This window comes from Corallococcus exercitus (assembly GCF_042231735.1).
In the GTDB taxonomy this organism is placed as follows: domain Bacteria; phylum Myxococcota; class Myxococcia; order Myxococcales; family Myxococcaceae; genus Corallococcus; species Corallococcus exercitus_B.
Genome location: NZ_CP102577.1, coordinates 2,017,321 through 2,040,856 on the forward strand (window position 1 = coordinate 2,017,321; position 23,536 = coordinate 2,040,856).

General features: G+C 69.8%; 18 protein-coding genes. 14 read left to right on the forward strand and 4 right to left on the reverse strand.

From position 1 onward, the window contains the following. Positions 1-60 precede the first annotated feature (60 nt). From tssB to NR792_RS07720, 12 genes are all read left to right on the forward strand, one after another. Positions 61-708 carry a type VI secretion system contractile sheath small subunit gene (gene tssB, locus NR792_RS07665; protein WP_375759412.1) on the forward strand — a complete coding sequence of 216 codons (648 nt, stop codon included), beginning with the start codon at positions 61-63 and terminating at the stop codon, positions 706-708. Positions 709-751: 43 nt separating this feature from the next. After that, positions 752-2,239, forward strand: coding sequence for a type VI secretion system contractile sheath large subunit (tssC, locus tag NR792_RS07670; protein ID WP_375759413.1), 1,488 nt, complete (start codon positions 752-754; stop codon positions 2,237-2,239). Between the two features lie 56 nt (positions 2,240-2,295). After that, the gene (locus NR792_RS07675; protein WP_375759414.1) at positions 2,296-2,880 is read left to right on the forward strand and encodes a hypothetical protein; all 585 of its coding nucleotides are present in this window, start codon (positions 2,296-2,298) and stop codon (positions 2,878-2,880) included. Positions 2,881-2,965: 85 nt separating this feature from the next. Next, complete coding sequence (gene tssK, locus NR792_RS07680; protein WP_375759415.1) at positions 2,966-4,216, forward strand: type VI secretion system baseplate subunit TssK; 1,251 nt, start codon at positions 2,966-2,968, stop codon at positions 4,214-4,216. A 5-nt stretch (positions 4,217-4,221) separates the two neighbouring features. After that, positions 4,222-4,611: a GPW/gp25 family protein gene (locus NR792_RS07685; protein ID WP_375759416.1), complete on the forward strand. Its 390-nt coding sequence runs from the start codon at positions 4,222-4,224 to the stop codon at positions 4,609-4,611. Next, positions 4,611-6,284, forward strand: coding sequence for a hypothetical protein (locus tag NR792_RS07690; RefSeq protein WP_375759417.1), 1,674 nt, complete (start codon positions 4,611-4,613; stop codon positions 6,282-6,284). The genes NR792_RS07685 and NR792_RS07690 overlap by 1 nt, the downstream gene beginning before the upstream one ends. A gap of 13 nt (positions 6,285-6,297) precedes the next feature. Beyond that, a complete protein-coding gene (locus NR792_RS07695; protein WP_375759418.1) occupies positions 6,298-6,900 on the forward strand; it encodes a hypothetical protein in 603 nt (200 codons plus the stop codon). Positions 6,901-6,952: 52 nt separating this feature from the next. Next, the gene (locus tag NR792_RS07700) at positions 6,953-8,599 is read left to right on the forward strand and encodes a type VI secretion system baseplate subunit TssF (protein ID WP_375759419.1); all 1,647 of its coding nucleotides are present in this window, start codon (positions 6,953-6,955) and stop codon (positions 8,597-8,599) included. 12 nt (positions 8,600-8,611) lie between these two features. Beyond that, on the forward strand, positions 8,612-9,253 hold the full coding sequence (locus NR792_RS07705; RefSeq protein ID WP_375759420.1) for a DotU family type IV/VI secretion system protein: 642 nt from the start codon (positions 8,612-8,614) through the stop codon (positions 9,251-9,253). Next, on the forward strand, positions 9,250-9,567 hold the full coding sequence (locus NR792_RS07710; RefSeq protein ID WP_375759421.1) for a hypothetical protein: 318 nt from the start codon (positions 9,250-9,252) through the stop codon (positions 9,565-9,567). Before NR792_RS07705 ends, NR792_RS07710 begins: the two co-directional genes overlap by 4 nt. 8 nt (positions 9,568-9,575) lie before the next feature. Beyond that, on the forward strand, positions 9,576-13,391 hold the full coding sequence (locus NR792_RS07715) for a type VI secretion protein IcmF/TssM N-terminal domain-containing protein (RefSeq protein ID WP_375759422.1): 3,816 nt from the start codon (positions 9,576-9,578) through the stop codon (positions 13,389-13,391). Then, positions 13,388-13,897 (forward strand): hypothetical protein, encoded by a 510-nt coding sequence (locus tag NR792_RS07720; protein WP_375759423.1) that lies wholly within the window; start codon positions 13,388-13,390, stop codon positions 13,895-13,897. The genes NR792_RS07715 and NR792_RS07720 overlap by 4 nt, the downstream gene beginning before the upstream one ends. 3 nt (positions 13,898-13,900) lie before the next feature. On the opposite strand, the gene NR792_RS07725 is transcribed toward NR792_RS07720, so the two are convergent. From NR792_RS07725 to NR792_RS07735, 3 genes are read right to left on the reverse strand one after another with little or no spacing between them, the layout of a single operon-like run. Beyond that, positions 13,901-16,024, reverse strand: coding sequence for a hypothetical protein (locus NR792_RS07725; RefSeq protein WP_375759424.1), 2,124 nt, complete (start codon positions 16,022-16,024; stop codon positions 13,901-13,903). Next, positions 16,021-17,946 carry a hypothetical protein gene (locus NR792_RS07730; protein ID WP_375759425.1) on the reverse strand — a complete coding sequence of 642 codons (1,926 nt, stop codon included), beginning with the start codon at positions 17,944-17,946 and terminating at the stop codon, positions 16,021-16,023. Before NR792_RS07730 ends, NR792_RS07725 begins: the two co-directional genes overlap by 4 nt. 7 nt (positions 17,947-17,953) lie before the next feature. Further along, entirely contained in the window at positions 17,954-18,640 is a 687-nt protein-coding gene (locus NR792_RS07735) for a hypothetical protein (protein ID WP_375759426.1), read from the reverse strand. 160 nt (positions 18,641-18,800) lie between these two features. Here NR792_RS07735 and NR792_RS07740 point away from each other — a divergent pair, with 160 nt between their 5' ends. After that, entirely contained in the window at positions 18,801-19,640 is an 840-nt protein-coding gene (locus NR792_RS07740) for a hypothetical protein (RefSeq protein ID WP_375759427.1), read from the forward strand. 37 nt (positions 19,641-19,677) lie between these two features. On the opposite strand, the gene NR792_RS07745 is transcribed toward NR792_RS07740, so the two are convergent. Beyond that, positions 19,678-20,925, reverse strand: coding sequence for an SLC13 family permease (locus tag NR792_RS07745; protein WP_375759428.1), 1,248 nt, complete (start codon positions 20,923-20,925; stop codon positions 19,678-19,680). 184 nt (positions 20,926-21,109) lie between these two features. On the opposite strand from NR792_RS07745, the gene NR792_RS07750 reads away from it, so the two are divergent. After that, positions 21,110-23,530, forward strand: a complete 2,421-nt coding sequence (locus NR792_RS07750) for a DEAD/DEAH box helicase (RefSeq protein WP_375759429.1) — start codon at positions 21,110-21,112, stop codon at positions 23,528-23,530. The last annotated feature ends 6 nt before the right edge of the window (positions 23,531-23,536 follow it).

A 23,536-nucleotide genomic window follows, 5' to 3' on the forward strand; every position in this document is an offset into this window, starting at 1 on the left:
CCGGGGCGGCTCCAGCAGGACGGGGGGAAGAAAACGCACTGCGATTGTCAGGGAGTCACCGTGGCCATTCAGGATCAGTTGCCCAAATCCCGCATCACCCTCACGTACCGCACCACCATCAACGGCGAGCAGGAGACGGTGAACCTGCCGCTGCGTCTGCTGGTGATGGGCGACTATTCGCTGGGCACCTCCGAGGATCGCAAGACGGACCTGGAGACGCGCAAGCTGCGCTCCGTGGACGGCCGCAACCTGGACGAGTTGATGAAGGACATGAAGATGTCCGCCAACTTCCAGGTCGCCAACCGCATCAACCCGGACGTGGAGGAGGAGCTGAACGTCACGCTCCCCATCGACCGGATGAAGTCCTTCCACCCGGATGAGATCGTCAAGCACGTGCCGAAGCTCAAGGCGCTGCTGCTCCTGAAGACGCTCCTCGTGGAGATGCAGTCGAACATCGACAACCGCAAGGACCTGCGCCGCGAGCTCTACGAGCTGTTCTCCAAGCCGGACGCGCTCAAGGAGCTGCTCAACGAGCTGAAGGGCTACGAGACCATGCGCCTGCCCTCCGGTGAGACCGCGAAGACGGACGCTCCCGCCGCCGGCGCCGCCCCCGCCGCTGGCAAGCCCGCCGCCGGTGGTGCCGCCGCCGCCACGGCCGCTGTCGCCGCCACCGTCGCCGCCGGGGCCAAGCCGCCCGCCGCGTCCTGATCCGCCTTCCATCCTCTTTTTCCGAACTTAAAAGGACTCCGCCATGGCTGAGACCACCTACCTGAAGCGCCTGTTCAGCAGCGTCCGGCTCGATCCGCCCCAGGAATCGGCGCCGATGATCACCACCAACTTCGCGCCCGCCGTCGACGAGCAGCAGGTCACCCTGGAGAGCCGCTTCCTCTCCAGCGTCGCCGCGCTGCTGCAGAACGTCGCCCCCGTGGAGGGCCCGGACAACACCGCCCGCTTCGACAAGGGCCAGGTGCTGGACGTCATCAGCCGCATCGATCGCATGATCGACGCGCAGATGAACGAGATCCTCCACAACGAGACCTTCCAGAAGCTGGAGTCCACGTGGCGCGGCCTGGATGACCTGGTCAGCCACACCAACTTCAAGGCCAACATCGCCATCGACATCCTGGACGTCGCCAAGGATGAGCTGGCGGAGGACTTCGAGAACAACTCCAGCAACATCTTCGCCGGAGCGCTGTTCGACAAGGTCTACATCCAGGAGTACGACCAGTACGGCGGCCGCCCCTTCGGCGCCATCGTGGGCCTGTACGACTTCTCCTCCACGCCCGCGGACCTCACCTGGCTGCAGCGCATGGCCAAGGTCTCCAACGCCGCGCACGCGCCGTTCATCTCCGCCGTGAACCACAAGTTCTTCGGCTGCGAGACCATTGAAGAGATGGAGGCCATCAAGAACCTGGAGGGCGTGCTGGCCCACCCGCGGTTCGGCCGCTGGAACGCGTTCCGCGACACGGAGGAGGCCGCGTACGTGGGCCTGACCTTCCCGCGCTACGTGCTGCGCCTGCCCTGGCACCCGGACAAGAACCCCTGCGACGTCCTCAACTTCACCGAGACGGCGCGCGGCGACTCCGACAAGTACCTGTGGGGCAACTCCGCCATCCTGCTCGCGCGCAACATGGTGAAGGCGTTCGAGATCAGCGGCTGGTGCCAGTCCATCCGCGGCCCCAAGGGCGGCGGCCTCATCACCGGCCTGCCCGTGGACACCTTCTCCCTGCGCGGCCAGGAGGAGATCAAGGCCCCGGTGGAGATCGCCATCCCGGACTACCGCGAGTACGAGTTCGCGCGCTCCGGTTTCATCCCGCTCGTGTACCGCAAGGGCTCCAGCGACGCGACGTTCTTCAGCACCCAGTCCGCCAAGGTCGCCAAGACGTTCAAGGACCCCAAGGACTCGGAGAACTCGCAGCTCGTCACGAACCTGGCCTACACGTTCTCCATCACGCGGCTGGCGCACTACGTGAAGTGCATCATGCGCGACAACATCGGCAACACGGCGGACGCGCCCTACATCCAGCGGCAGCTGGACTCGTGGCTGTCCAACTACGTCACGACCGTGGCCAACCCGGACGACCTCACCGTGCGCCGCTTCCCGTTCAAGGCGAGCAGCGTGACCGTCTTCCCGCGCCCCGGTGAGATCGGCTGGTACGACTGCAAGCTGGCCGTGCTCCCGCACATCCAGTTCGAAGGCCTCAACGTGGAGCTGATGCTCGAGTCGCGGCTCGGTTAGGCCGCATCCCCACTCGGGGTAGGTGAGAGCCTGCCCCGCTTACCCTGGAGTGACAGATGCCCCAGTTTTCGCGCAACCTGGACGTGTATCAGGGCTTCAACTTCAAGAAGGACAAGCAGAGCCCCGTGGGCTACATCACCGCCATCACCATCGGCGGAGAGGCGCTGGCGGCGGACCAGGAGACCATCAAGGATCCTGAGAACCCGGACGCGGCCATCGCGGACAAGGTCGTCGCGGTGCTCAACCACTACCTGTGGGAGACGGGCGTGACGGACGCCATGTACTTCTCCGGCCAGGTGTCGGTGGCGAACAAGCAGAAGATCGCGGAGATGCTGCTGGGCAACTTCAGCAACATCGAAGTCAACTTCAAGTACGTCATCTACGAGTACGACCCCATCGGGAAGAAGTACTTCAAGTCCAACTTCCTCGACGCGGAGATGAAGGGCCTGCTCGAGAAGAACGGCGACGACCTGAACATGTCCGTCGCGGACAACGAGTCGCGTGAAGTGCAGTCGCCCAAGAACTTCACGTTCCAGATCGGCATCAAGCCGCAGGCGGCCGAGCAGTCGCTGAACCTGGCCACCTCGTCGACGAAGAAGATCGCGAAGAAGTGGGGCATCACCGAAGCGGCCGCCAAGTAGCGTTGGCCGCGGTCTGCGCCTAAACCGGGCCGGGAGCAGGACTCGCTCCCGGCCTGGAAGGGCGGGTGGAAGGAAAGAACGGCGCATGCAGCGGTACAAGCTCGCACGGGTCCGCTGGCACGTAGGCCAGACGCTTCTTCCGGAGCATTTCGTCGCGCAGGAGGACGCGCTGGACGCGGAGATCCGCCTCCACTCCACGCTGTCCGGCCTGCCGTCCTACGGCGTCGCGAACATGGCCTGGAACGAGTCGCTCCTGCAGAGCGGCAGCCTGTCCATCTCCGCGCTCACCGTCGTCACCAAGTCCGGGGACCTGCTGGACGTCCCGGGCAACGCCGTCATCGCGCCGCTGTCGCTGGAGGCCGTGGGCAAGACGGAGTTCATCGTCTACCTGCACGTGCTCAAGGAGACCGTCAGCGCGGAGGGCATCCGCCTGTACGCGGATGATCCGCCGGTGCTCCAGCGCGTGCTGCACAAGCTGCAGCTGTCCACGGAGCCGGTGCTGGACGGCACCGTCGCGTCCCTGGGGCTGGCCGCCGTGTCCCAGGACGAGGACGGCGCGTGGCACACGTCCCCGGACTGGGTGCCCGCGCTCTTGCTCGTGGGGCCCAACCCCTTCCTGGAGCGGCTGCTCACCACGCTGGACGACCTGATGGACCAGGTGCGCCAGCAGCTGCTCACGAACATCTCAGACACGTACCTGCGCACGGACCGGCTCACCAACGCGCGCCGGGCCCTGTTCGAGGTGCAGCGGCTCATCGCGCTGCGCCGGGACATGTTCCGGCAGGTGTACGTGCACCCGTACCACCTGTTCGACGCCTTGCGCCGGCTGTACTTCGAGGCGTGCTGCTACCTGGAGATGCTCCCGGACGACCAGATGCCGGTGTACCAGCACGAGGGGCTGAACGAGTCCCTGGGCGGGTGGATCCGCCTGCTGCAGCGCAGCTTCCAGCCGGAGGCCACGCGCTCCACGCACAAGGCCTTCCAGGCGAAGGAAGGGCAGTTCCAGCTCACGCCGCTGCCGCCGGAGATCCGCTCCGCCAGCGAAACGTACCTGCTGGTGCAGCGCACCCAGCCCGGGGAGCGCACGCCGCTGGACGGCGTGAAGCTGGCCAGCCCCTCGCGGCTGCCGCTGGTGCGCCGGCAGGCCCTGAAGGGCGTGCCGTTCAAGCACGTGCCGTATCCGTCGTTCCCGCACGCGCTGGGCCCTGAGATTGACTGGTACCTGCTGAGCAACGGCGAGGAGTGGCAGCACGCGCTGCGCGAGGACGGCCTGGCCTTCTACGTGACGCCCGCGCTCCGGGGCGCCCAGACGTCGCTGTTCTGGCGGAGGAGCTAGACGCCATGGCGCGCGCACCGTTCCTGGACAAGTTCGCGGGCCGCGCGGAGCGCTCCAACACGCGCGACAGCCTGGAGCACGTGATGCGCAACATCGAGGCCGTGCTCAACACGAAGAAGGGCTACGGCTTCTTCATGCACGACTTCGGGCTGGGCGGGTACACGGAGAAGCTGGGCACGCGCGAGCTGGTGGAGGCGCTCACCGCCGAAATCCAGCAGGAGGTGACGCAGCACGAGCCCCGGCTGGTGGACCCGGAGGTGAAGCTGCGCGGCCGCGACAGCGCGCTGTGGCTGTACTTCGACTGCAAGGGCACCTTCGACGGGCAGCCGTGCCACCTGCGGCTGATGTTCCACTCCACCACCGGCCGGGTGCGCGTGCAGGCGGAGGACACCTGATGGCCTTCGCCGACCGCCTGGACCTGGGCCTCACGCTCACCATCGGCGGGACGGCGCACGCCATCCCCTCGTCGGACGTGCTCGCCTTCGAGCTGGACCTGCACGGCTGGGGGCACGAGGGGCGGGTGGAGTTCCGCGTCCTCGACGAGACGGCGCACGGCGGCCAGAAGCAGGACAAGCTGCTGGCGGACTTCCTCAAGCCGGACCTGGTGGAGGTGGCGCTGGAGCTGAAGGCCGTGCACTCCGACACGGCGACGAAGCCCACCTTCACGTCGCTGAAGGTGAAGGGGCTGGGGCTGGACAAGTCCCTCACGGAGGAGGGCGTCGCCCAGGTGAAGGGCGCGGGCATCACCTACCGGCACTACACCGTGCGCTTCGTGGACCCGGCGCGGCTGCTCTGGTCGCAGCACCACCCGTGCGTGCTCTACACGCAGAAGACGCTGCAGGACGTGCTGGACGCGCACAAGGGCGACAAGATTGCCCTGGCCAACGACTGGGCCGCGCAGCTGGACGCCACGCTGCCGCTCATCTTCCTGGGCCTGACCCCGGAGTCCGGCGCCAGCTTCTACGACTTCGTCGTCTGGTTCGTGCACACGCGCAACGGCGTGCTGGCGTACGACTACACGGCCCAGGGCTACCAGCTGCGCGCGGCGAAGGACGCCACCGGCACGCCGCTCACGCTGCGCGCGGCGGACGTGGACAGCGTGACGGTGGTGTTCCCGGAGGTGGCGCGCCACGACGTGGCCATCCTCAACGCCGCCGCGGAGAGCCCCAAGAACCAGGCCATCACCAACGCCCAGGCCGTCACCGGCATCCGCCAGGACGTGCTGCTGCGCACGGACATCGCCAACGACGTGCAGGCCCGCGTGACGCTGGAGACCGCGCGCCTCAAGGTGCGCGGCCTGGAGGTGGAGCTGGACTGGAACCGCTTCCCGCCGGTGGCCTTCGCCCCGGGCGCGCTGGTGAAGCTGCCGGACACGGCCGGGTGGAAGGCGGCGGGCGTGCCGTCCACGCAGGACTTCCGGGTGCGCCGGATGAGCCTGCGCGCGGAGCCGCTGCCTCCGGAGGGCGACGAGCCGGGCGCGGACGGGGAAGGGGAGGAGGGCGCACGGCGGCCCAAGCCGGAGAGCCGCTACCTCATCTCCTTCACCACGCGGCTGGAGAAGAAGGACGAGAAGCACGTGGACCTGCCGCCCTTCACGGCGCCCGTGTATCCGCGCTTCGTGGAGGGGCTCATCGTCAGCGAGGTGGGCGAGAAGAAGGACGAGACCTGGCAGGCGTACACGGACGACGCCACCTCGCTGGACAGCTACAAGGTCAAGCTGCCGCTCTTCGCGAACCAGATCATCCAGGTGCCCTTCAACGCGAACCTGCAGCCGGGGCACTTCTACTTCCCGGCCTACAAGGGCGCCCGGGTGCTGGTGGCGCTGGACTTCCTGCGCGCGTGGCTCAAGCGCCACCTGGACTGGCGGGCGGGCGCGCGGCTGCCCTCGGACGGGCAGGGCGTGCACCTGCTCGTCGGCAAGACCACGACGAGCGGCACGTCCATGCGGCACTTCTACGAGGACAACAAGCCGCTGTGGCGCCTCCAGCGCACGAACGAGAGCGACACGGAGAAGATCGAGCTCAAGGAAGGCAACCTGCTCATCCTGGTGAAGGAAGAGTCCGCGTAAGGCGGGAGGGACGATGGGCACGCTGGTTTGCAAGATCGAGCTGGACAAGGTGAAGGGCATCACCGTCCAGGTCGACAACGCGGATGATCAGATCACCCAGACCGTCGTGATGGACGGCACCAGCATCACCATCACGGTGAAGGGCCAGCAGGAGACGAGCACCATCGTGCAGAAGCAGGACAGCATCGTCGTGACGGTGAAGGACCTCACCTTCGACACCCAGACGATCACGATGAAGTCCAAGGGCGTCTCCAAGTGGACCAGCCAGGACACGCTCACGGTGGAGAGCACCAAGGACATGACGCTCACGTCGAGCGCCAAGCTCACCCAGACGGCCACCAGCGACGCGAAGCTGGCCTCCAGCGCCAACGTGAACATCGAGGCCACGTCCAAGCTGGCCATGAAGGGCAACATGGGCGCGGAGATGGTGACGTCCGGCGGCGAGGCCAAGGTGGACGGCGTGACGCTGAAGCTGGCCGGCAAGTCCCAGGCGGAGATGTCCGGCGCGATGACCAAGGTGTCCGGAACCGGGAAGCTCGACCTGGAGAGCTCCGGCATGGCGAACCTGAAGGGCTCCATCACCAGCGTGGGCGGCACGCTGGTGAAGCTCGGCTGAAGACGGCTGACTCACACATGGCAATGACAGACGGACGGCGGGAGAGCGGGCGGTGAAGGACTTCTCCGAGAAGATCTACCTGGACTTCCTGTCGGAGCTGGACGGGCTGGAGCGCTTCCGGCAGCGCTTCCAGGAGCGGCACCCGGCGGCCCCGCTGGACCGCGAGGACCCGGACGTGCGCCGCCTCATCGAGGCGATGGCGTTCTTCTCCGTTCAGACGCGGCACGCCACGCTGCACAACCTGCGCTCCACCTGGCGCCGGCTGTTCGCGGGCTTCTTCGACTTCCTCCTGGAGCCCGTGCCCGCCGCCGCCATGGCGCAGGCCGTGCCCACGGAGAAGATGGTGGAGCCGGTGCTCCTCACCCGGGGCACGGAGCTGCGCCTGACGCCCGCCGAAGGGGTGGCCGGATCCTTCCGCCTCCAGCGCGACCTGCGCGTGCTGCCCATCTTCCTCAAGGGCACGGACGTGGTGCCGCAGGTGCGGAGCGGCCACCGGCTCATCCTGCGCTTCGAGTCCCGCTTCGCGCGCAAGGACGCCATCGACGTGCTCAGCCTGCACGTGCGGCACCTGGACGAGTACCGCTCGTCGCTGGCGGTGTTCCACGCGCTGCGCAAGCACCTGAAGCAGGTGAGCGTCGTCTACGACGAACAGGCGGACGAGCACTCCGTGGGCAGCCCCTGCGAGGTGTCCTTCAACCGGGACCCGCCCGCGCCGGACGACGGCGGCCTCTACGCGCACCCGTTCCAGCGCCTGCGCGCGTTCTTCCAGTTCCCGGAGCAGCAGCTCTTCGTGCACGTGAAGGTGCCGCCGCCGCGCGGCAGCTCCTGGATGCGCTTCTGCCTCTGCCTGGACCTGGACAAGGACTGGACGGTGGGCCGCTCGCTGCACCCGGACTTCTTCCAGCTCTTCACCGTGCCGGTGGTGAACCTGAAGGCGGAGCCCGCGCAGGTGGTGGTGGCGGACGGCACGCGAGCGGAGCACCCCATCCTCAGCATGAGCGCGGGGCGCGAGTTCAGCCTGCACTCGGTGACGGGCGTCTTTGAAATGACCAAGGCGGGCCTGTCCCCGCTGCGGCCCGCGTTCCTGCCCGGCAAGGGCCCCAGCTACGAGGTGGACGAGACCTTCGACGAGAAGCTCACGTCCCGGCAGAGCCTCATCGTGCGCATGCCGGAGGCGTTCACGGCGCCGCGCAAGATTGTCCTGGAGGCGCTGTGGCACCAGCCGCAGTTCTCCGCGCAGGCGGCGGGCAGGGTGGAGGTGTCCGTGCCGGGCCGCCACATCGAGGGCCTGAAGTGGCAGACCGTGGGCAGCCTCCAGCCCCACCGCGACAGCGTGCTACGGGATGATGTCGAGGCGTTGACGCAATTCCTCGCATGGAAGGCGAAGCCCACGCTGGGCCGGGATGAGGTGGTCGCCCTGCTGGGTCACCTGGGGACCCCCGCGGAGAGCCCGTTCCGCCGCGTCCTTCCGTGGCTCAAGGAGTTGAAGTTCAGTGTGGTGCCCGACAGCGCGCTGAAGGGGTCGGGGATCCGCCACGCCTACGAAGCCGTGATGGAGCCCTTCGACCAGAGCTTCGAGCCTGTCGTCATCTGCTTTCTTGAGCAGTTGAGGGACCTGCTTGATGCTTGGAACAACGAGGCGACCGTCGAGCTCAAGGCCTCGGTGGCGGGGCTGGGGCCGCTACAGCTTCCAACATAGTCAGACACATCCATGAAACTGGAGCATTGGAACGCACTCCTGGTCACGCAGCGTCGCGTGCGCCAGCTCCTCGACCGGGCCCTGCCCGCCGAGCCGGCCCCGGGTGCGCGCCGTCCGCAGGGCAGGGTGGGGCAGGAGGCCCTGGGCCACCTGGAGCACGCACTGCTCCAGGAGCTGGAGCGCCTGCGCGCCGCGTTCGGCGAGGACATGACCCCGGACGAGGTGGAGGATCTGATCCGTCCCTTCGTCTTCTTCCTGGATGAGTGGGTGCTGCGGCGGCTGTCGGACGCGGAGCAACATCTCTGGCCGCTCCTGCAGCAGAACCTGTTCCAGGTCGACTCCGGTGGCGACCTCTTCTACGACTTCGTGGAAGAGAAGTTGCGTCGCAATGACACCCCCACCATCGTCTTCGAGATGATCCGCTTCTGCCTGGCCGCGGGCTTCACCGGCCGCCTCGTGGGGCAGCCGGAGCGCATCCGCGATGTGTCGAAACGCCTCTCCGAGCGCATCCCGCAGCCGGCCGCCCTGGCGCCGCCCGCGCCGGTGGTGCCGCCCTCGGTGCCCACCGTCTACGACTTCCCGGTGCACTACTACGCCGTGACGGCCGCCATCGTCCTGGGGCTGCCGGTCTTCCTGTGGTGGGTCTCCAATTGAGGCCCTTCCCGACACGCGACGGCCGTCCTCCCGCGCCGGCGCCCAAGGCTCCGTCCAAGGCGCTCGTGCTGCTGGACGCGCTGGAGCAGCAGGTGGGCGCGGAGCTGGGCTCCCTGCGCGAGGGCGTGCAGCCGCTGCTGGACTCCGTGCGTGAGGGGCTGGTGGCGTTGGATCCGCCCGGGGACGGGATGCTGCCGTCGCCTCCGGAGCAGGAGAAGCTGCGCGCGAAGCTCACCGCCACGCTGGAAGAGGCGGAGGACGTGCTGGAAGCGCTGCAGCTCGCCGTGAAGCCGGCCGGAAGGGGCGGCGGCTGACCGTGGGCGTGATCCAGTCCATCCTGGCCGCGCTGAAGGCCCACTGGGTGCTCGTGCTGGGCATCGTGGTGGTGCTCGCGGCCATTGGCGTGGGCGTGACGCTCTGGTGGCGCAAGCGGCGGCAGGGAGGTCCGGCGCTCGCGGGCGAGCAGAAGCCGCTGGCGTCGGGACAGCTGCTGGCCGTCCGCAAGCAGTTCCTGGCGAAGCTGCCGTGGCGCTTCCGCGCGTCCGTGCGGGACTTCCCCACGCTGGTGGTGCTGGGCCCCGCGGGCAGCGGCAAGTCGGACCTCATCGAAGCGGAGGTGGACTGGGAGCGGCAGAAGCGCCAGTTCATGCCCAGCTTCACGGACGACCCGCTCCTGAAGATCTTCCTGGGGCCGGAGGTCGTGGTGCAGGAGTTGGCCGCGCCCGTGCTGGAGGACGACTCGCACCACGCACGGCGCGCGCTGCGCCGGCTGTGGAAGGCCACCTTCGGGCGCCAGCACGTGGGCCGGGCCGTCATCGTCCTGAAGGTGAACTGGCTGCTGGAGACCTCGCCGGACGAGGTGAAGCGCGTCACCCAGCTCTTGCGCGGCAAGCTCAACCTCCTGTCGGAGGTGTGCCAGGCGCCCGTGGAGACGCGGCTGGTCCTCACGCACATGGACACGCTGGACGGCTACGCGGACTTCGCGCAGCTCTTGCGCGCGAACGGCGTACCGCTCCAACTGGCGGTGCCGCCGGCCGGCAGGGAAGGGGAGCTGGCGAACGCGCTCCAGCCCATGGAGAAGTACCTGGCGCTGGGGCTCACCTCCCTGGCGCCGGACGCGTTCGAGCGGCTGGCGTCCTTCTACTCGCGCGGCGGCGAGGCGTTCGCGGTGCTGGGGCGCTTCGTGTCCACGCTGGTGGAGAGCGGCTCGCTGGCGTACCCGCTGAACCTCCAGAGCATCTACCTGACGTCGAAGGAGAAGGACGCGCAGCCCACCGGGGCGCTGGCGGTGCAGGCGGCTCAACCGGTGGAGCGGCTGGTCCAGGACTACCGCTGGACACACCTGCGCCGGTGCGCGGCCATCGTCGCGGTGGGGTGCCTGCCGGTGCTGCTGGCCTACGCGCACTTCTACCGGCTGCTCCTGCGCGCGCAGGACAAGCTGGACGCGTTCCAGGTGACGGTGCAGCGGCTGGAGGAGCGCAACCAGAGCGTGTCCGGCTCCGTGGTGGAGTCCCAGACGAACGAAGCGGTGCGCGCGATGGAGGACCTCTGGGGCGCCACGCGCTACTGGCCGCCCCTGGCCCACAGCTTCACCGACGAGTGGGAGGAGCTGCGGGCCCGGCTCGCGCGCAGCATCCGGATGTCCTACCTGAAGCCGATGCTGGAGAAGTGCCAGGACCAGTGCCGGCGCTGCCCCGGCCAGATTCCCGGCTGCCAGCCCGCGCCCGCGTTCGCCAGCCGGGGCACGCGCGCCACGCCGCTGACGCAAGCGCCCTCCGCTGATGACGGCTGCCACCTGGAGACGCTGTGCCGGCCGGAGCAGGTGCTCTACACGCTGGGCGTGCTCTACGCCTCGCGCAACGAGGACCTGGGCCAGTTCGTGCTGCGCAGCATCCGCGGGGCGCACAAGAAGCAGCTGGGGTGGACGACGGAGGCCTTCGGGTTGAGCCTGGCGAGCACCGACCAGGAGCACAACTGGCTGGAGGCGATGGGCCTCGCCGAGCCGATGATCGCCAACTACGTCATCGCCAGCGACAAGCCCTTCGAGGAGAACGTGCCCTGGACGCGCTGGCCCTTCGCCTACCTGACGATGGACGGCCTGCTGGGGCCGTGGCGCGAGCACTTCACGCAGCTGCAGGACGTGCTGGCCGCGAAGGAGCTGGACCTGGCCCGGTGGCGCGCGCTGAGCGACGGGCGCGAGCACTTGCGCGCCTCGCTGGCGGAGACGGCGCCGTACAGCTCCGCCCGGAAGGTGATGGACCTCATCAACGCGTCGGACGCGGAGCCGGACGCCAGCCAGCTCAAGGGCGTGGGCAGCCTGCTGGACTCGCTGGACTGGCTGCGCCAGAACCGCCAGACGCTGGAGGCCATCCTGCGCATGGAGGACGAGGCGGACACCGCCCTGCGCGCCGCCGCCCGCATGACGCCCGCGGAGCTGCTCACCCGCGCGGACGGCCTCTTCGCCCCCAGCGACGGCGACGCGCGCTACACCGTGGAGGTGCTCCGGCGCGACTACGAGTTCCGCCCGGTGGACGTGTCGCGGCAGCTCTTGGACAAGGTGCTGCGCGCGCTGAAGGAGACAGGCCGCTCGCCGTTCGACGGCAACGCGTTCAACCCTCGCACGGGTGAGACGCCGTCCGAGGTCGCCAACGAAGGGGCAGGGGACGACGACACGGAGTTCACCAGCGGGCAGGCGCCGGTGATGGGCAGCGTGCTGGGCAAGGCCGCCTTCGACGCGCAGCTGAGCCCGCTGGTGGACGAGTTCTCCGAGCGGCTCGCCAAGTCGCGCCTGTCGCGCGAGGAGGCCGTGGAGCGCGCCACCTTCGTGCAGGGCAAGGTGCAGACGTTCGCGAAGCGCTACGGCCAGGACCTCTACGCGAGCTACCGGGGCTACCGCTTCCGCACCACGCCGCGAGGCTCGCTGTCCAGCGACCTGTCCGTGCTGCTGCAGCCGTCGTCCCCGCTGGAGGCCATGCTGCGCGACGTGGCGACCCGCGCCAGCGTGGGCCCCTTGGAGAGCGAGTACTACGCGCCGATGCGCGAGGCCGTGGCGCCCTTCAAGCCGGTGGTGCAGCTGATGACGCCGGACAAGGCCGGCGCGCTCGCGGAGCTGGCGGCCTACACCACGCTGGTGTCGCAGCTTCAGCAGGAGCTGTCCGGGGTGAAGCCCGCGCCGGTGAAGCCCGCCGCGCCCAAGGACCCCGCGGCGCCCGCTGGCGCGACGGCGTCCTCGGCGGGCTCGCAGCTGGCGGAGATGCTGTCGCCGGTGGGGCGGGTGGCGCTGAGCATGCTGCTGGAGGAGGAGGACTCGTACCTGCGCCGGGTGGACGCGTGGCTGGATCAGCACGGCCTGGTGGGCGAGTTCCGGCTGCCGTTCCGCCAGCCCTTCGTCGTCGTGCGCAACCGGGGCCGCGCGGAGCTGGAGCGCGTCATCGCGGAGCAGTGGACGTACCAGGCCCGCCGCACGCTGGATCCGCTCATCAAGCGCTATCCATTCAACCCCAGCGCGTCGCAGGAAGTGGACCCGGTGGAGCTGGAGGTGCTGCGCCGCAAGGACGGGGCCTTCTGGCAGTTCGTCACCCAGGTGCTGTCGCCGGTGGTGGAGGAGCGCGGGACGGACTGGTCGCTGCGCTACCCGCTGAAGTCGCGCATGCTCCTGCCGCCGCGCATGCTCTCCGCGCTGGGCCAGCTGGGCCGCCTGTCGAAGCTGCTGTGGGATGACGAAGGCAAGCCCCGGCCCATCGCGATGCAGGTGCGTCCGCTGCCGCTGCCGGCGGCGCCCACGCCGGACAGCTTCGTGACGCTGTCGTACCTGAAGTGCGGCGGGGCGGCGTCGTTCGGGTTCAACCAGCGGCCGGCGTGGGGTGAGTTCCCGCTGAGCTGGTGGAGCCCGCAGCCGTCGTCCATTGGCGTGGAGCTGCGCTCGCCGTCGCGGGACGGGAAGCGCTACCGCTCCATGGAGATGTCCGAGTCGTCATGGAACTGCTTCCGCCTGCTGGAGTCCGCGACGCTGACGGACCAGTCGAACGTGGTGTGGGTGCTGCCGGGGCGCGGGCTGGCGGCGAACGAGAAGGTGCTGGAGATCAGCTTCGGGTTGCGCGGCGAGCCTTGGGCGCCATTCCGTGGGGTGGTGCCATGAAGGGCAGGGGCGTGAGGCTGGCGGCGGGACTGGTGACGGCGGTGGTGGCGGGCAGCTGCGCGGCGCCCAGCCTGACGGTGAACGTCAAGGCGCCGGCGGGCACCAACCAGGGACGGCCGCTGTACATGCTGGTCCGCACAGTGTCGAAGACGACGATGACGGAGGGCTACGCGGACGTCGCGGCCAAGGTCATCAGCCCGGACGAGTCCGTGCTCCAGACGGTGGTCATCTACCCGAGCCGCACGAAGCAGGTGAAGATTCCCCTTCCGCCGGAGCAGGCGGTGGCGGTGAGCTTCCTCTTCACCACGCCCAACGGCGCGTGGCAGGCGCTGCTGGACGTGCCGGTGCCCAGGTCGGTGGACATCGAGCTGCAGGAGAGCCGCATCCGCACGGACCTGCCCAAGAGCGTGCCGGCCCAGGAGTCCGCGCCGGCCCCTGCCGGGCCTCCCAAGGCCCCCGAAGCGCCCAAGGCTGAGCCGCCGGTGTCCCTGGCCTCGCCCAAGTAGGCGCTACGACGCGAGCGCGTCCAGCTTGGGGCCCAGCGCGTTCAGCGCGGACGTCACCCGGCCGTTCGCCGCCGTCACCGGCTTCGCGAAGGCGCCGCCCTGGAGCTGGGCGCCAATCGCGTCGAGAGGGGAGAGGAGCTGCGGCTTCTGCGTCGCGGCCTGGGTGGAGACGGAGTCCACCTGCGTCTGGGCGCCCGACTTCAGGCCCTCCGCGCGCTGCTTGAAGGCCGCGAGCGCCTGATCCGCCTGGGAGGTGAGCGACGTCTCCGCACTCCCGCGGGCCTGCTCCAGCGACGTCAGCCCGCCCGTCACGGACGTGTTGGTGGTGCCCAGGTGCGAGTCCAGCCGGCCCTTGGCGGACGTCACCTGGCCCTCCGCCGAGTCCCGCGCCGTCTGCATGGCCTGCACCGCCGCGTCGATGCCGGAGCCCACCTGCGCGTCCAGGGCCTCCAGGCGCTGCGGCACCTGTGTGTCCAGCGGCGTCACCCGCGCGGCCACCTGCTGCTTCATGGCCTGGATCTGCTGCACGCCCTGGTCCTTCACGGTGCCGATCTGCGTGACGGCCGCGGCGATGAGCTGCCCCACCTGCGCGGTGGCCTGCTCGATGCCCTGGAGGATGGAGTCCGTGAGCGTGCCCATCTGCGTCACGGCCTGGGTCGTGGCCGTGTCGATCTGCGTCTGCGCCTGGGTCTGCACCGTCTCCACCTGCGAGACGATGGTCTTCTGCACCGCCTGGAGCTGCGTGCCCACCTGGGAGGAAATGGTTCCCAGTTGCGTGGTGATCTGCGTCACCACCTGCGTGATGCCCTGCACCGCGGGGCTCACCAGCGGCTTGGGCAGGTCCGCGGCCGGGATGGCGTCCAGGAGGCCCATGGCGCGCTCCAGCAGCGCCTCCAGCGAGCCGACGATCTGCTGGAAGAGGGTCTGAAGCTGCTCCAGCTTCTGGGGCAATACTTCAAAGAGCGCCATCACCTGCTGCTTGAGGGCGCTCACCGTCGCGACCAGTGAGTCCAGCGTGGTGAACGCCGCGTCCAGCGTCGCCTTCAGCGGTGCCTTGAGGGTCTCCACCGCCGTGAGCGCTCCCTGCACCAGGCCGTCGATGGTGCCGCTCACCGTGGTGATGGCGGTCTCCACCTGCTTCTGCACCTGGTCGATGAGCTTCTCCACCGCCGTGAGCTGCGCGGTGACGCTGGCCACCTGTCCGGCAATGGTCTTGCCCAGCGTGTCCAGCGCCCCGTCCGCCTGCGTCTTGCCCGCCGTCAGCGACGGGGCCACCTGGGTGTCCAGCGGGTCCACGATGGCGGCGGCCGCGGCGGCGGCGGCCATCAGCTGATCCACCAGCGACTTGCGCTGCGTCTCCAGCGCGGACTGCTGCTGCTGGTGGGCGTCCTTCGTCGTCTTGCCCGCGTTGACGATCTCCTGGTGCAGCGCCGCCAGCGCGCTCACGGGGTCCTTCACCGCGCCGTCCAGGGTGGAGGTGAGCTGCGTGCTCCGGCCCGTCGCCGTGTCGCGGGACGTGGCCAGCCGCACCAGCACCGCCGCCAGCGCCGCCGCGATCGTCGACCCCACGCCCGTGAGGTCCTGCGTGAGCTGCGAGCGTGTCTGCTCAATCAGCGCATGGCCCTGCGCGCGGCGGGCCTCCGTCTCCTCCTTGGAGCCCTTGCGCTTCGCGAGCTTCGCATCGAAGGACTTCTTGTCCGCGTCGCACTTCTGGGCCACCTGCTGCTGGAGCGCGGTGAGCTGGCCCTGTGAGGACTCGGCGGAGGACTTCGCCTGTGCCTCCAGCCCCTGGCTCTTCGCCGTCGCCTCCTGGCCCAGCGACTCCGCCTTCGTGCGCGCCGTCGTGCTGGAGGCGGTCAGCGTCTGCTGGTGCCCCTGCACCTCCGTGGCCAGCGCGTCGAAGCGGGGGGAGGGGTCCGCCAGCGTCACGTTGGCCGCGTTCACCTGCGCGAGCAGCGCCCCCAACGACCCGGAGATGGACGGGCGCAGCGCGGCGACCTGCTCCACGACGCCCTGGGCCAGGGTCTCCACCTCGCCCTTCGCGGTGGCGAGGCGCGGCGTGATGCCGGAGCCGAAGCCCTCCACGGTCGACTTGTGCTTCGCCACCGTCGCGCGCAGCTCGTTCATTTCAGCCCCGCGAGCGCGGCCTTGGCATCCGCGGCGGCGCCGGCGAGGGCGCCCGTCTGTCCGTCCATGCCGTTGAGCGCGCCGGTCAGCTTCGCGCGGGACTCGGCGGCCTTGCCCTTCACCTGGGCCTCCGCGGCGGCGAGGGCCGCGCCCGTCTCCTCCGTCGCCGCGTTCAGCTTCGCGTTCACCGCCGCCGTGGATTCCTTGTAGGCCGCCGTCGCGTTGCTCACCGCGCCGTCCACGCCCGCGGTGAGGTCGCCCTTCGCCGTCTCCACCTGCGGCGTCACGTCATAGGTGGGCGTGGTGGCGGCGGCGCCGGGGTTCTCCTTCGTCTGGATGAGGAGGTGGCCTTCCGACAGGCGGATGACCTCCGTGTCGTTGGAGTTCACCCGCCCCAGGTTCCACACCGGCTTGTTGTCCTGGAAGTCGTGCGTCAGCGCCGTCTGATTCTCGCCGTTCTTGCCGAAGAGGATCTGATCGCCCTGGCTGTCCTGGGGCATGCGCACGCCTTCGCCCCAGTCCAGGAAGCGGTGCAGCTCCGCGTGGTCGAAGTGCAGCGCCACCAGCGCCCGCTCGTTCTTGTACGGGGGGAAGTAGAACGTCCCCGGGAACTGATTGGGCTCCGCCGGCACGCTCACCGTCTTGTTCCACAGCGGGATGGTCACCCGGTAGTTCGTCACGGACGTCTTCGGATCATCCACCTGGAGGTAGATGCGGTCCGTGGCCTCGCCGCCGGGGCTGTGCACCTTGCCCTCGACGTAGATGGGGTAGCGGGGCGGCCGGTACGCGGGGAGCTCCGGCACCGGATCCGACTTCTGCTCCAGCAGCACGGACAGCGTGACCGAGTAGCCCTCCATCGCCTCCTGCTGCCCGTCGTGCGGACCGGCCTGGAGCCCCGCGCCGTCGAAGGCCAGCTCCGCCACGCGCAGGTCCTCCCCCACGCCCACGAGGCCCGGGCTCCACCGCGCGCCATCCAGCTTGATCAACGCACCCGGTTGCAGCGCGATGGGCGGCACGTCGAGGAACGTCAGCCGCAGGCGCCGCTTGCGCACGCGCAGGCGCTCCTTCTCCAGCGACTGGCGCTGCTCCGCCTCCGCCGCGATGGGCGTGCGCACCAGCACGTCGTGCTGGATGCCCGGCACCGCCTGGGACTGCTCCAGCGCCACCGTGGTTGCGCCCGCGCCGAAGCCGTTGAGCACCCGCGCGCTGTGGCGGATGACCGGCGGCATCTCCACGTCCACGAGCGCCACGTGCTTGCGGCTGAGCCCGGTGACGGTGCCCACCGCCGGCTTCTTCGCGGAGAAGGTGTACGTGTCCTTGGGGCTGTCGTACGTGAGCACGCCGCCGCGCGTGTCCACGAACCAGAGGACGAAGTCGTAGAAGCTGGCGGCCGGGTGGTCGTCGCCAATGCCCAGGCACACCATCGCGTGCTTCTCTTCCAGCGCGTCCCAGTCGTAGGTGAGCAGCAGGCCGCCGGGCTTGTGCGCGTCCAGCAGCTCCGACAGCTTCTTCGCCGTGTGCAGCTCCACCGGGCGGTGCTGCGTCCAGAGCACCCGCGCGGGGTCCTCGAAGGTCACCGTGTACTGGCGGAAGGCCACCGCCACGCTGTCCTTGTTGCCGTGCGCGGTGCCGCTGACGCGCTTCTCCGTGACGATGCCCTGCACCACCAGCGGCGTGGGCGGCGGGTCGAGCACGGCGGACAGCGCCAGCCGCACCCGCACCAGGTCCGGCTTGCTGAACGCGGTGAACAGCGCCGCGTCCGCCTTCTCCAGCGCCGTCCAGAACGTCAGCGTGCAGCGGAAGCCCGTGGGCGTCATCCGCAGCGAGAAGTCCTTCACCTGTCCGCCGGGGATGGCGTAGGGCTGCTCGCCTGCGGTGACGGTCAGCTCCAGCTTCAGCTTTTCGGAGAAGGGGAGCGCCATGCCGTGGTCACCGGGCCTTCGCCTGGACCTCCTCGCGGGTCAGCGCGCCCCGGGCCTCCAGCGCGTCCATCATCGCGCGCATCACGCGGGCCTGCTGCGCCACCATGCGCTCCAGGTCCGCCACCTGCTGCGTGAGCGCCTCCACCTTCGACGCCAGCTCCGCGTCGCGCACCACGGGCGGCGGCGTGGGGGCGCGCGGGGGCGGGGCGCTCTCGGACTGCGGCGGGGCCAGCTCGAAGGTGGCCTCGTCCATGCCGAAGCTCAGCGGCGTGGCGGCCGTGGAGGTGATCTCGCCGTGGTAGTGGTGCCGGATGGCGCGCTCGATGGAGGACGCGGTCGCCACCACCACCTGGAGCTTCTGGCCGGAGTGGAAGGCCAGCTCCTGGAGCGACTCCACGTTGGTCGGATCCGACGTGGCCACGGTGAGCGTCTTGGTGCCGGGCTCGTAGGCAACGGGGAAGACGGTGTAGCGCTCGGCGATGTCCACGCGCAGCGCCTGGAGCGCGGACGGGACGGGGACGTGCGTGTCCAGGTCCACCGTGGGGATGGCCAGCTGCCGCGACAGGGCGTGCACCATGGAGCTTTCGTCCACGACGCCCATCTGCACCAGCGTGAGGCCCAGCCGGCCGCCCCACTTGCGCTGCTCGGCGAGCGCGCTGCGGAGCTGGGTTTCGGTGAGCAGGCCGGCGTCCATCAGGATCTCCCCAAGCCGCCGCTTGCGGTTGGGGCCCGGGCCGGGGGGAACAGAAGGGGGAGGATTCACGGCCGGGCAGCATAGCAGCGACGGACGGCCCCCTGGTTTTCGGTGGGTCGCAAACAGGCCAGGGGGGCGGGGATGGGTTAGCCTGGGCCCCATGGTGCGAAGCCGAAGCCTCCTTTTCGCGGCAGTCCTCGTCGCCTTCACCGCCGGGTGCGCCTCCCAACGTCTCTCCGGCGCGGACCTGGACCGGGTCCAGCGGCCCGCCTTCATCTCCCGCATCGAGGACGGCGCGGGGCCCAAGAGCCGGGTGTTCCAGGAGGACAGCGCGTACTCGGACAAGCTCAAGAAGCTGGAGCCCAAGGAGGCGGACCGGCGGCTCACCGTGAAGCTGCAGCAGGCCGTGACGCGCTTCGAGCTCTCCGAACGCCTGCGCGTCACCACCCTGTCGCGCCTGCCGGAAGAGGCCCCGTGGACGGACACGGTGGATCCCGCCCGGGTGGCCTCCGCGCTGGAGAGCTTCCTCGTGGAGGAGGTGCCCGCCAACGCGCCGGACTATGACCTGATGGCCCCGCTGGGCGCGGACACCGTCGTGGAGTTCGTCATCCAGGACTTCGGCATGCGCAGCGAGGACGGCCACGCGGGGGCCTACCTCAAGGGTTACGGGCGCATGTTCCGGCTGGACGGGCGCTCGGAGCTGTGGCGCCGGCCGTTCGACCTGGACGCGGTGGAGCAGAAGGCGCCGCACCTGGATCCGTTCAAGGTCGGCAAGGAGCCGGAGCTGTTCCGCCTGGCCATGACCGCGCTGCTGGACAAGGTCGCGGACATGTTCGTGAAGGACCTGACGCCCACGAACCGCAAGGGCGCGGCCCCCACGGGCAACACCGCGCCGGACACCGTGCCCTCCGCCGTCACCCCGGAACCGGCGCCTGCTCCCGCGCCCACTCCGCCCGAGCGCCAGCTGCCCCCGGGCGAGCTGCCGGATCCGGACCCCTGAGCCGCGAACCTGTCCGACAGTCGGACAGGTCTGGAGTTCAGAAGAGGGCGTGCTCGGCCAGGAGCACGCCCAGCCCCACGGCGAAGCTGATCAACGTCACGGGCACGCCGACGCGCAGGTAGTCCATGAAGCCCATCCGGACCTTGCCGCGCGCGGCCTCGAAGACGATGAGGTTCGCCACGCTGCCCACCAGCGTGAGGTTGCCCGCCAGCGTGGAGCCCAGCGCCAGCACGTGCCACGCCAGCTCCGGCTCCTGCATGGCCGGCACCCACGCGCGCGCGAGCATCACGAAGGGCACGTTGCTGAAGAGGTTGGAGGCCACGAGCGTGAGGCCCGCGAAGCCCAGCGTCTCGCGCCACGGCGGCCCGGCCATCAGCGGGGAGAACAGCTGGCGGATCTCCTCCGCCCAGCCCGCCTTGTGCACCCCGTGCACGACGATGAAGAGGCTGGCGAAGAAGAGCAGCAGCACCCAGTCCACGCGCTCCAGCGCCTCGCGCGATTCGTGCCCGGACAGCGACATCACCAGCACGCCGCCCGCGAGCGCGCTCCAGCTCATGGGCAGGCCCGCGAAGAACGCCACCACCACGCCCAAGAGGCTTCCCAGCCCCAGCGCGAGCAGCCGGCGGTCCACCTCCAGCGGGGGAGGGTGCGTGTCGAAGCGCGCGGCCGGCAGCTCCTTGCGGAAGAGGTAGAGCAGCGCCACGGTGACGATGGCGGTGGACAGCACCGCGGGCAGGGCCATGTACGCGGCGAACCGCGCGTAGCCCAGGCCGGACGCGCCCTGGATCAGCATGTTCTGCGGGTTGCCGGTGAAGGTGGCCACGGAGCCGCTGTTGCTGCCCATGCACACCGCCAGCAGGTACGGCACGGGCGGCAGGCGCGCGTCCTCCACCACCACCAGCACCAGCGGCGTGAGGAACAGGCACACGGTGTCGTTGACGAGGAACGCGGACAGGAACGCGCTCACGAACGTCACGGCCACCAGCAGCAGCCGGGGCGTGTGCGCGACCTTGAGGGCTTTCGCTCCGGCGGCGCGGAAGAAGTTCGCCTGCGCCAGGTACACGGCCAGCAGCATCATCCCGAGGAGCAGGACGATGGTGTCCATGTCGATGGCCTGCTGGCCCCGGTCCGAGCTGTGGCCGAAGACCTCCGCGGGCGTGACGACCCCGGCGACGACCATCAGCGTGGCGCCCAGCAGGGCGCCTCCAGGACGGTCCAGCTTGACGAAGGGCAGCCTCGCCCCGGCGATGAAGATGTACGTGAAGAGGAAGATCGCGAGCGCCACGGGCGCGGGACACTAGGGTCCGCGCCAGACGCCCGTCGAGGTCCCCTGGAGCCGCCTGCCCAGGAGGGAATCGGGCCGGCTACTGCCCGGTCGGAATGTGGGTGATGGGCCCCCAAAAGACCGACGCGAGGGGTCCTGACGCGCGTTGTCCTTCCGGGTACACGTCTGTACAGTGGCCGGCCCTATGAAGCCCGAGAAGGAAACCGAGGCCTTCTCCGGCCCGCGCCGCACGCCGTGGTCGGGCGCTCGCGGGCTGGACGCCGTCCTCCAGGGATGGCGGACGGACCGGCAGGTGTGGCCGAACATCGTCCACGACGCCGTGACGCCAGCCCGCGCCGGGGTGTTCGCGCCGCTGCCGGAGGACCTGTCCCCCCAGGTCCGGGACGCGCTCAAGCGCCGTGGTGTCGAGCAGCTCTTCTCCCACCAGGCGGAGGCCTTCGCACGGGCCCGCGACGGGGAGAGCCTGGTCATCGCCACGCCCACCGCGTCCGGCAAGAGCCTCTGCTACAACCTGCCGCTGCTGGATCGCTTCGCGCGCGAGCCGGAAGCGCGGGCGCTCTACCTGTTCCCCACGAAGGCCCTGTCGCGCGACCAGGAAGAGTCGCTGCGCGCGTTCATGCGCGAGGCGGGCCTGGGCCACGGCGCCATCACCTTCGACGGCGACACGCCGGGGGATGCACGCCGGGCGGCCCGGGAGCGCGCGGGCGTGGTGCTCACCAACCCGGACATGCTGCACACGGGCATCCTGCCGCACCACGCGAACTGGGCGCGGCTGTTCTCGAACCTGCGCTACGTCGTCATCGACGAGCTGCACACGTACCGGGGCGTCTTCGGTTCGCACCTGGCGAACGTGCTGCGCCGGCTGCAGCGGGTGGCGCGGTTCCACGGCGCGTCCCCCACGTTCATCCTGGCGTCGGCGACCATCGGCAACCCGAAGGCGCACGCGGAGCGGATGCTGGGGCGCGAGGTGGCGCTCGTGTCGGAGAGCGGGGCGCCGTCCGGCGAGCGCCGGGTGATGGTCTACAACCCGCCCGTGGTGAACGCGGAGCTGGGCATCCGCGCCAGCTATCTCAAGAGCGCGGTGCGGCTCACCTCGGACCTGGTGCGTGCGGGGGTGTCCACGCTGTTGTTCGGCCAGTCGCGCAACAACGTGGAGGTGATGCTCAAGTACCTCCGCGACCGGTTCGTGGAGGAGAAGCTGGATCCGTCGCTCATCCAGGGCTACCGCGGCGGCTACCTGCCGGGCACCCGGCGCGCGACGGAGGCCGCGATGCGCGCGGGCGAGGTCCGCTGCGTGGTGGCCACCAACGCGCTGGAATTGGGCATCGACATCGGGTCGCTGGATGCCGTCGTGTGCGCGGGCTACCCGGGCTCCGTGGCGGCGCTGGCGCAGCGCTTCGGCCGCGCGGGCCGGCGCGGCATGGGGAGCCTGGCGCTGCTGGTGACGTCGAGCGCGCCGCTGGATCAGTACTTCGCGGCGGATCCGCGCGCGCTCACGGGCGCTCCGGTGGAGCACGCGCGCATTGATCCGGACAACGTGGAGATATTGGTCCAGCACCTGAAGTGCGCCGCGTTCGAGCTGCCCTTCGAGGAAGGGGACTCGTTCGGCGACGTGCCGGTGGAGAACACCACGGAGGCGCTGGACTTCCTCACGCAGCACCAGGTGGTGCACCCGTCCCAGGCGCCCGAGGGCGGGCGGCGGATGTTCCACTGGTCATCGGACGCGTACCCGGCGCACCACGTGTCCTTGCGCAGCGTGGGCTGGGACAACGTGGTGGTCATCGAGCGCGGCACGGACAAGACGCTGGCGGAGATGGACTTCCGCTCCGCGCACACGCAGCTGCACGAGCAGGCCATCTACCAGCACGACTCCGAGCAGTACCAGGTGGAGCAGCTGGACCTGGAGAACCACAAGGCCTTCGTGCGCAAGGTGGCGCCGGACTACTTCACGGACGCGATGACGAACGTGCGCGTGAGCGTCATCCAGGAGGACCAGGGCGCGCCGCTGGGGCCGTCGCTGCACGCGGGGCTGGGCGAGGTGTCCGTCATCGAGAAGGTGGTGGGCTACAAGAAGATCAAGTTCCACACGCACGAGAACGTGGGCTACGGCGACGTGCGGCTGCCGGAGATGCAGATGCACACGTCGGCGCTGTGGCTGACGGTGCCGGAGGCGGTGGTGCGCTCGATGGACGCTCCGAGGCCCGCGGTCATCGACGCGCTGCGGGGCCTGGGCTCCGCGCTGCGCACGGTGGCGTGCGTGGGGTTGATGAGCGACCCGCGCGACCTGGGACGGACGCTGGGCAGCAAGGACGAGCCGGACGGTCCGCCGCGCAAGGAGGGAGGCGTGGGATTCGATCCGACGCTGTTCCTCTACGACAACGTGCCCGGCGGCGTGGGGCTGGCGGCGCGGCTGTACGACCAGCGCGAGGAGCTGCTGCTGCGAGGGCGCAAGCTGCTGGAGTCGTGTCCGTGCGAGGACGGGTGCCCGGCGTGCATCGGGCCGGCGGCGGGTGGCCAGCCGGGAAGCGCGCCGTCGGGATCGCATCCGCGCAAGCGGCTGGCGTTGGACCTGCTGGCGGCGCTCGGCGTCGCCGGGGTGCAGTGAGGAGCG